The sequence below is a fragment of the Patulibacter sp. NPDC049589 genome, assembly GCF_040675535.1.
Classification (GTDB): Bacteria; Actinomycetota; Thermoleophilia; order Solirubrobacterales; family Solirubrobacteraceae; genus Patulibacter.
This window is the reverse complement of the sequence record NZ_JBFAPC010000218.1, coordinates 1-7,502: the sequence shown is the minus strand read 5'-3', so window position 1 is coordinate 7,502 and position 7,502 is coordinate 1. Positions and strand designations below refer to the sequence as shown.

At 74.5% G+C, this 7,502-nt stretch carries 8 protein-coding genes and 2 pseudogenes; 5 read left to right on the top strand and 5 right to left on the bottom strand.

The window, feature by feature from the left end:
* Positions 1 to 56 precede the first annotated feature (56 nt).
* Positions 57 to 584 (top strand): annotated as a pseudogene (locus AB0L40_RS25240) (serine hydrolase domain-containing protein); the annotation flags it as partial.
* 147 nt (positions 585 to 731) lie between these two features.
* Here the strand turns inward: AB0L40_RS25240 and AB0L40_RS25235 are convergent.
* From AB0L40_RS25235 to AB0L40_RS25220, 4 genes and pseudogenes are all read right to left on the bottom strand, one after another.
* Positions 732 to 977, bottom strand: a pseudogene (locus AB0L40_RS25235) (DUF4247 domain-containing protein); the annotation flags it as partial.
* A gap of 20 nt (positions 978 to 997) precedes the next feature.
* On the bottom strand, positions 998 to 1,591 hold the full coding sequence (locus tag AB0L40_RS25230; protein WP_364361138.1) for a DUF2617 family protein: 594 nt from the start codon (positions 1,589 to 1,591) through the stop codon (positions 998 to 1,000).
* A gap of 1 nt (position 1,592) precedes the next feature.
* Positions 1,593 to 1,937, bottom strand: a complete 345-nt coding sequence (locus tag AB0L40_RS25225) for a hypothetical protein (RefSeq protein ID WP_364361136.1) — start codon at positions 1,935 to 1,937, stop codon at positions 1,593 to 1,595.
* Positions 1,934 to 2,548, bottom strand: coding sequence for a DUF4178 domain-containing protein (locus AB0L40_RS25220; RefSeq protein ID WP_364361134.1), 615 nt, complete (start codon positions 2,546 to 2,548; stop codon positions 1,934 to 1,936). Before AB0L40_RS25220 ends, AB0L40_RS25225 begins: the two co-directional genes overlap by 4 nt.
* A 146-nt stretch (positions 2,549 to 2,694) precedes the next feature.
* Here AB0L40_RS25220 and AB0L40_RS25215 point away from each other — a divergent pair, with 146 nt between their 5' ends.
* The 3 genes from AB0L40_RS25215 (at position 2,695) to AB0L40_RS25205 (ending at position 5,634) form a co-directional block, all read left to right on the top strand.
* Entirely contained in the window at positions 2,695 to 4,377 is a 1,683-nt protein-coding gene (locus AB0L40_RS25215; RefSeq protein WP_364361132.1) for a DEAD/DEAH box helicase family protein, read from the top strand.
* A gap of 139 nt (positions 4,378 to 4,516) precedes the next feature.
* Entirely contained in the window at positions 4,517 to 5,206 is a 690-nt protein-coding gene (locus AB0L40_RS25210) for a TetR/AcrR family transcriptional regulator (protein ID WP_364361130.1), read from the top strand.
* Positions 5,206 to 5,634: a hypothetical protein gene (locus tag AB0L40_RS25205; RefSeq protein WP_364361128.1), complete on the top strand. Its 429-nt coding sequence runs from the start codon at positions 5,206 to 5,208 to the stop codon at positions 5,632 to 5,634. Before AB0L40_RS25210 ends, AB0L40_RS25205 begins: the two co-directional genes overlap by 1 nt.
* Before the next feature lie 70 nt (positions 5,635 to 5,704).
* Here AB0L40_RS25205 and AB0L40_RS25200 read toward each other — a convergent pair whose 3' ends face one another.
* On the bottom strand, positions 5,705 to 6,253 hold the full coding sequence (locus AB0L40_RS25200) for a DUF4395 domain-containing protein (RefSeq protein WP_364361126.1): 549 nt from the start codon (positions 6,251 to 6,253) through the stop codon (positions 5,705 to 5,707).
* A 66-nt stretch (positions 6,254 to 6,319) separates the two neighbouring features.
* Here AB0L40_RS25200 and AB0L40_RS25195 point away from each other — a divergent pair.
* On the top strand, positions 6,320 to 7,502 hold a 1,183-nt coding region (locus AB0L40_RS25195; protein ID WP_364361124.1), incomplete at its 3' end, for a prenyltransferase/squalene oxidase repeat-containing protein.

The window sequence follows — 7,502 nt, the reverse complement described above, 5'->3', positions numbered from 1 at the left end:
CCCGGCACGACCGGATCCCGCGGGGCACACTGCCTGGCGGAGCCTACGACCGGTACGTGGCGCGGCTCGCCGCCGAAGGCAGGTTCTGCGGTGTGGTGGTGCTGTCGCACCGCGGCCGCACGGTGCTGTCACACAGCTACGGCATGGCCGACGCTGAGAAGGGGATCCGCAACCACGAGGGCATCTCGTTCACGCTCAGCTCGGCGGGCAAACCGTTCAACGCGGTCGCGATCCTGCAACTCGCGCAGCAGGGCAGGCTCGACCTGAACGACACGATCGCCGACCACCTGACCGGCTTCGAGAGTGACCTCGCCAAGCGGGTGACCATCCACCACATGCTCTCCGGCACATCCAGCCTGAACACCCCCGACGAGGACATCCACCGGATCTTCCGGAGCCGGGCCGAGGTCCACGACTACCAGCAGCGCTGGGCCCGGCAGGCGAGGTTGGTCGGCACGCCCGGCCTCCCGAACACCTCGCACGCCGGAGCGGAGACCGCCATACCCGCGCTGATCGTGGAGGCCGTCAGCGGCCAGACCTATGGGGACTACGTCGAGCAGCACATCTTCCGGCGCTGCGGAATGACCGGCTCGGCGTTCTACACCCGGCCGCAGTGGCTGACCGATGCGCACATCGCCCACCCGTACATGAAGATCGCGGACGGCAGCTACGTCGACGCCGCTGATCTCCGTCCCGCCCCCGGTGCGCGGCCGGATCGCGATCAGGTCGTCCTGGTAGCGGAGGAAGACGCCGCCCGGATCGGTCAGGCGGTCCGCGGGCTTCCACGCGCCGGTGAGGTCCTTCGTGACCCGGTCGACGCGCTGCGAGGTCCGGTACAGGTCCGTCCCGTTGCGCTTGCCCGCGGCCGTGTAGTGGTCCTTGACCCAGCTGCGCGGGGAGGACCCGCACGAGGACAGGCCTCCGATGAGCAGGCCGACGGCGACGATCGCGAGGACCCCGCCGACGACGACCGACATCAGCGACCTGCCGCCGAGGCTCATCGGTGGGCCTCCGCGCCGGCGGTCGCGAGGGGCGTGGCGCCCGCGGTCGCGCCGGCATCCGGCTCGGACGGGGCGTCCGCCGGCGCCGCGGTCGACCGGGTCCGGACGACCTCGCCGCGCTCGGGGTAGAGGTGCCAGGTGTCCCACGCGACGCCGTCGGGCTCGACGCGGGCGCGCAGGCCGGTCGCGGCGCCGGGCGCCCCGGGGAACGTCGCGACGATGCCGTGGGGATCCTCGGCCAGCGCGGCGAGCAGCTCGTCGGCCAGCGCGACGACGGCGGCGGTGCCGGGGACGTCGACGTGGGCGGTGAAGCCGTAGGACAGGCCGTGGACCTCCAGACGCTCCGGGGCGCCGGCCAGCGCGCGGCCGGCGGCCAGCCCGCAGGCGACGGTCTCGGTCACCACGGCCCCGCCGGGCAGGGCGAGCTCGACCGCGTGGGACGCGCCGAGGACGTGCAGCCGCAGGGCGAAGGGCCCGGCGGCGAGGTCGAGGTGCGCGAGCCCCGGCGCCGATGGCGCGCCGGACTCCAGCGCCCACCCGAGGTCGGCCGCGGCGGCGTCGCGGAAGGGGACGTCGATCGACGCGCGCACGTCAGTCGGTCTCGTCCGGGTCGTCGTCGGGAGCGGTGTCGTCCGCGCCGCGGTCGGCCCGCAGCGCCTCGTAGGCGACCTCGGCCCGGCGGGAGAGGTCGCGCAGCTGCTCGATCCGGGGCTCCAGCGCGACGGCGCGGCGCTCCTGCAGCGCGGCGTCCTGCACCAGCGCCTCGCGCTCCGGCGCCTCGGCCCGGTCGCGCAGGCGCCGCGCCTCCTGGAGGGCGCGGGCCCGGACGGTGACGAGCGCCGCCATCGACTCGCGCGCGGCGTCGAGGGCCTCCTTCGCCTTGGCGACGGGGTCGGCGCCCGGTGACGGCGCGCCGGGTGCGGCGGCGTCGCTCACGCGGCGCCCCCGGCGGCCGTGCCGGCGGGGTAGATCTCGAGCAGGTGGGCGGCCACGGCGGTGCCGGTGGAGACCTCCCACGAGCCGTCCTGCGACCACCGCTCGAAGCCGAGCAGCCGCCCGCCCTCGGCCGTGTAGTCGGCGTACCAGGCCTGCCCGCTGGGCGGCAGGCCCGTGGTGCCGACGGTCGCGTACGCCGCGCGGCCGGACTCGATCTTCTTGTAGGTGCGGCCCTCGTGGGTGACCGACCCGCGGTCGGGCGCGAGGTCGCCGGGCGCCTCGACGCCCTGCCAGAACGCCACGTCCGTGCCGTCGGAGACGTCGACCGAGAGCCACGTCTTCACGTCGCCGCCCGCGTCGAGGTGGTACTCCGTCCACTTCGAGCCGTCCTCGTTGAAGCGGATCTCGCCGCGGACCACGTAGTCGTGGCCGCCGTGGGAGACGACGGCGCCGACGCCGAGGCCCTCCAGCGGGCCGCCCGGGCCCTCGGCGAGCGGGTCGCTCGGAGCGGGCAGGAGCCCCCCGCCGTCGGCCGCGACCTTGCGCCGGGCCCACACGAGGACCAGCGCGGCGAGGAGCACCACGACGATGACGACGATGACTTGTCCCATGGCGCGCACCCTAGCGGGGAGGCGCCACGTGATCGACCGTCCGAGGGGTGGCCCCGACGCCCGGCGGGGACCCCGTCCGCCACGCAACACGTACAGGAGCAGGCGCTTCTCAGCCGTCCGAGGAATCCCCCAAGATGGTCGGTCGCGTGACCACCGCCTTGCCCACTCCCCCCGGCCTGCGCGTCTGGCAGCAGGAGGTCCTCGAGAAGATGTCCGCGTGGGATCGCGGCGTCTTCCTGATCGCCGCCGCGCCGGGCGCCGGGAAGACCCGACCCGCCCTCGAGCAGGCCGTCCGCATGCTCTACGCCCGCCAGGCGGACCGCATCGCGCTGATCTGCCCGACGGCGCCCCTGACCCGCCAGTGGGCCGAGGCCGCCGCGCGCCTGGGTGTCCACCTGGCCCCGGACGCGCCCGAGCTGACGCCGCCGGCGGGCTTCCACGGCGTCGCGGTCACCTACGCGCGCGTGGCGATGTCGGCCGAGCGCTTCGCGAGCCAGTGCACCGAGTCGACGATCGTGATCGCCGACGAGGCCCACCACCTCGGCGAGGAGCTCGCGTGGGGCAAGGGCTTCGACCTGGCGTTCCGCAAGGCCCGCCGCTGGCTGCTCCTGTCGGGCACCCCGTTCCGCTCCGACGCGTCCGCGATCCCGGGCGTGGAGTACGACAGCGACGGCGTCACGCAGCCCGACTACGCCTACGGGTACGCCGACGCCGTCCGCGACGGGGTCTGCCGGCCGGTGTCGTTCATCCCGTTCGACGGCACGATGTCGTGGCAGTCCGGTGACGAGACGGTCGAGGCGTCGTTCGCCGACGCGGTCTCCTCCGACCAGCGCGCGCGCCGCTACCGGACGGCGATCTCGACGGACCTCGAGGGCGCCCTGCCGAAGATCCTCCGCGAGGCCGACCAGCGCCTCGCCCGACTGCGGGCGGACTCGCACCCCGAGGCCGGCGGCCTCGTCGTCGCCGCCGACGGCGACCACGCCCGCAAGGTCGCCGCGACGCTGCACCGCATCACCGGCACGCCGCCCGTGGTCGTCATGCACACCGACCAGGCCGCCCACCGCAAGCTCGAGGCGTTCACCCACAGCACGGACCCGTGGATCGTGGCCGTGAACATGGTCTCCGAGGGCGTCGACATCCCGCGCCTGCGGGTCGGCGTGTACGCCACCGCGTCGAAGACGGCGATGATCTTCCGGCAGATCGTCGGGCGCTTCGTGCGGACGATCCCGAACCGGCCGATCGAGGGCTCCTGGCTCTACATCCCGGCGGAGCCGACGTTGCGCGCCCACGCGGGCGAGATCGCCAAGGAGCTCGTGCCGTTCCTGCGCCGCAAGGAGGACGCCGACCCGGACGCCCCCGAGCAGCTGCTCGACGAGCCGGGCGAGAAGCCGGAGGACGAGCTCGGCCTCGTGGCCGAGTTCAAGGCCCTGAACGCCGACATGGCGCCCGAGGCGCAGCTCGACCTCTTCGGGGGCTCGACGCCGCTGAAGCCGCAGTCGCCGGCCCTGACCACGGGGATGAGCACCGGCACGACGACGGGCGCGCCGATCCAGCCGGTCGGGGCCGGGCCGGGTGGCCACGCCTTCGACGCCGGTGGCGTCGCGGGCTTCGCGGCCACCGAGGTCCCGCTCTGGCAGCAGCGCCAGCGGCTGCGGGAGACCCGCCACCGCCTGGTCGGCGAGCTCGGCCGCACCCGTCGGGCGACGCAGCGCGAGGTCAACGCCTGGGTCAACAAGCAGATCGGGATCAGCCGGGTCCAGGACGCCACGGTCGAGCAGCTGGAGTCCTCGATCGACCTCATCGAGCGGGCGCTGATGGGCAAGGCCTGAGCACCTGACCGGGCCGGGCCCCGGCCCGAGCGTCCCGGGTCGAGGACGCGCCCGGGACCGGCGGGGCTCGGGCCGCCCTGTGGTGGCGCGCCGGCGTCATCCCGTTGCGATCGCCGCGGACGGCGCTACGCTCTGTGCCGTGGCTCAGCGCGAGGAGATCGGCACCGGACTGCTCGGCCCCGAGGCCCGGCTCGACCTGCTCGACGGTGCGCGGCTCCCGACGGGGCGCCACGGGCTCCCGCGCGAAGTGATCGTCGAGAACCAGCGCGCCCGGCTGATGGGCGCCATGGTCGAGGTCGTCTCCACCCACGGCTTCCCGATCGCGGTCGTCGAGCGCATCGCGTCTCGCGCCGGCGTCTCGCGCCGCACCTTCTACGAGCAGTTCTCCGGTCGCGAGGAGGCGTTCCACCGCACGTACGACGCGGAGGCCGGCCGGCTCTTCGACGACGCGGTCCGCGCGGCGGCCGGCGCCCGGGACCTCGCGGAGGCCGTCGGTAAGGGCCTCGGGGCGGTGCTGGGCGGGCTCGCCCGCGACCCCGCCGTCGCGAAGCTCCTGATCGTCGAGGTGCTGATCGTCGGGCCCGAGGCGCTGGAGCGCCGCGACGCGCACATGCAGCGCTTCGCCGTCCTGCTCGAGGACGCGGCGATCACGTTCCTCGGCGCCCCGCTCCCCCGGCTGACCGCCGAGGGCCTGGTCGGCGCGATCTACGACGTGATCTACAAGCGCGTGCTGGCGGGCGAGACGGAGGACCTCGAGGAGCTCCGCGACGACCTGCTCGCGTTCTGCCTCATGCAGCTGCGCCCCTCCACGGATCCGGGCGTCGGCTGATGCGGCGCGCGGGGCAGGTGGCCGAGCCGGACATCGCGGCCTACCAGCGCGTCCTCGACCGGGTCTTCGCGCGGAGCCGCCCGCTGCTGCGCGACGCCCCGACGTGGCAGGCCGCGCTCTTCGCGTCCGTGCGCGGCTGCTACGCCGAGATGCGCTCCAACCCGGAGGCGCTCGAGATGCACTTCGTCACGACCGGCCGGGACGAGCGGGTCCAGCGGACCCGCACCGCGCATCGCGACCGCGTCCTGGCGCTCCTCGGCGACGTCCGCGACGACGTGCCCGAGCCGATCCAGGCGGAGATGGCGCTGACGATGATCCACTCCACGATGTGCGCGCACGTCGCCGCCGACGAGGCCCCGCCGGCCCTGGACGACGCGGAGCAGACGTTCGCGACGCTGCTCTTCAACGCGGTGCCCGACGGCGACTGACGTCCGGCGGACCCGCTGCGCGCGCTGAGCGGCGGGCCGCCCGGTACGCGGTCCGGCTCCGACGGTCTCCCTAGGCGTCAGCGCCCGGCCGGGTGACGCCCGGCCGCGACCAGATGTCGTTGCAGGCCTCGCAGACGTCCTCCGGGACGACGCCGAGCCGGATCAGGACGGCGAAGGCGCGGCAGCCGAGGCAGATCCCGAGCGCCCCCTCCAGGAACGCGGCGCCGACGAGGGCGCCGAGGACGATCCAGCCGGCGAGGTCCGCGTCGACCAGGAGCAGCAGGACGGCCGAGGCGACGGAGAACGTCGCGCCGATCGCCTGGGCGAAGCGCTTCGGCGGGCCGGCGGTCGGCCGGGGCGCCATGCCCAGGCGCGGGACGATCACGCGCGTGGCGAGGAGCCCCAGCGGACTGGCCTTCGGGCCGGCCGCGACGCGCGCGAGGAAACCCAGCGCGATCAGCACCACGAGCCACTCGAGCTGCAGCACGAGCGCCACGAGGCTCAGGACGACGACGCCGAGCGCGATCGTCCGGGCCGCGACCTCGTTGACCGGATTGGGGAACGCGAAGAACGACGGCGCGGCCGCGGGTCCGGGGCTGCTGAGAGTGGCGTCAGACATGGCCCGTGAAGCGTATCGCGCCCAAATACGTGAAAGCAGACTTGTTTTCGGTACTGTTTTCCGAACGTGCACGACCGTGGTTTCCCAGACCTCCCGAGCCTCGCCGGCTCATCCGCCCTCCCGCGGCGCCTCCTGGCGCTGCTGCTGACCGTCGTCCTCGCGGCCGGTGCGGTCGTGTCCCCGGGCCGGGCGGCGGCCGCGGGCAACGCCTCCCGCGCGGCCGGATTCGTCGAGGACGCCCAGAACCGCGACGGCGGCTTCGGCCTCCGCCAAGGCCGCAAGTCCGACCCCGAGACGTCCCTGTGGGCGTCCGTCGCGTTGCTCGCCGCGGGCAAGAACCCGAAGGACGAGTGGCTGAAGGGCGGCCGCTCCGCGGACGAGTACCTCATCGCCCACCGGTCCAGCTACCGGTCGATCGGCGACCTGGGCCTGCTGGCCCTCGTGCGCAGCAGCGGCAAGCTCAGCGTCACGCAGTACGGCGACCCGGCGGCGACGCTGCGCTCGCGGCTGTCCAAGGACGTCGCCCGCACCGACCCGGAGGGCACGGCCCTGGCGATCTTCGGGCTGCTGGCCGACGGCTCCTCGGCGTCGACGAAGGCGGCTTCGGCGGCCGGCCAGGCGCTGCTGGACACCGTCACCTCGGACGGCGCCTGGGGCCCGTCGGGCAACGCGGACACCTCGTCGACGGCCCTCGTCCTCCAGGCGCTCGTCGCCACCGGCCAGGCCAAGCAGGGCGACGCGCCCGTCACGAGCGGCGTCGCCTACCTGCAGGCCGCGCAGGGCAACGACGGCGGGCTGCTGAAGGACACGCGCCTCGACAAGGGCGTCTACAAGTCGTCGGTCCCGGCGACGGCGTTCGCGATCCAGGCGCTGCAGGCGCTCGGGCTCCCGACGCTCCGGACCCCGACCGGCAAGACGCTGCGCCAGGGCCTCACCGACTACCAGCAGCGCGCCAGCGGCGGCCTGACGAGCACCGGCGCCTACGACGAGCGGACGAAGCCCTCGGTCCTCGACACCGGCCAGGCGTTCGCCGCGTTCAACGGCAAGACGTTCGACCTCCCCGTCGTGACGTCGAAGACCGGCGGCCCCGCCAACGAGCGCCGCAAGCAGCGCGAGGCGAAGGAGCAGGCGAAGGCCAAGGACGAGGACGCCAAGCCGTCGACCGGGCCGTGGCCGGCGACGTCAAGCTCCTCTACGTCGCCCCCGAGCGCTTCGGATCCCCGGCGTTCCTCGAGCGGATCCGGCACGC

Excerpts from the sequence above, each read along its gene's own strand:
- AB0L40_RS25220 (WP_364361134.1), bottom strand. The coding sequence starts at position 2,548 with ATGGGACAAGTCATCGTCGTCATCGTCGTGGTGCTCCTCGCCGCGCTG.
- AB0L40_RS25205 (WP_364361128.1), top strand. The coding sequence starts at position 5,206 with ATGCGGCGCGCGGGGCAGGTGGCCGAGCCGGACATCGCGGCCTACCAG.
- AB0L40_RS25200 (WP_364361126.1), bottom strand. The coding sequence starts at position 6,253 with ATGTCTGACGCCACTCTCAGCAGCCCCGGACCCGCGGCCGCGCCGTCG.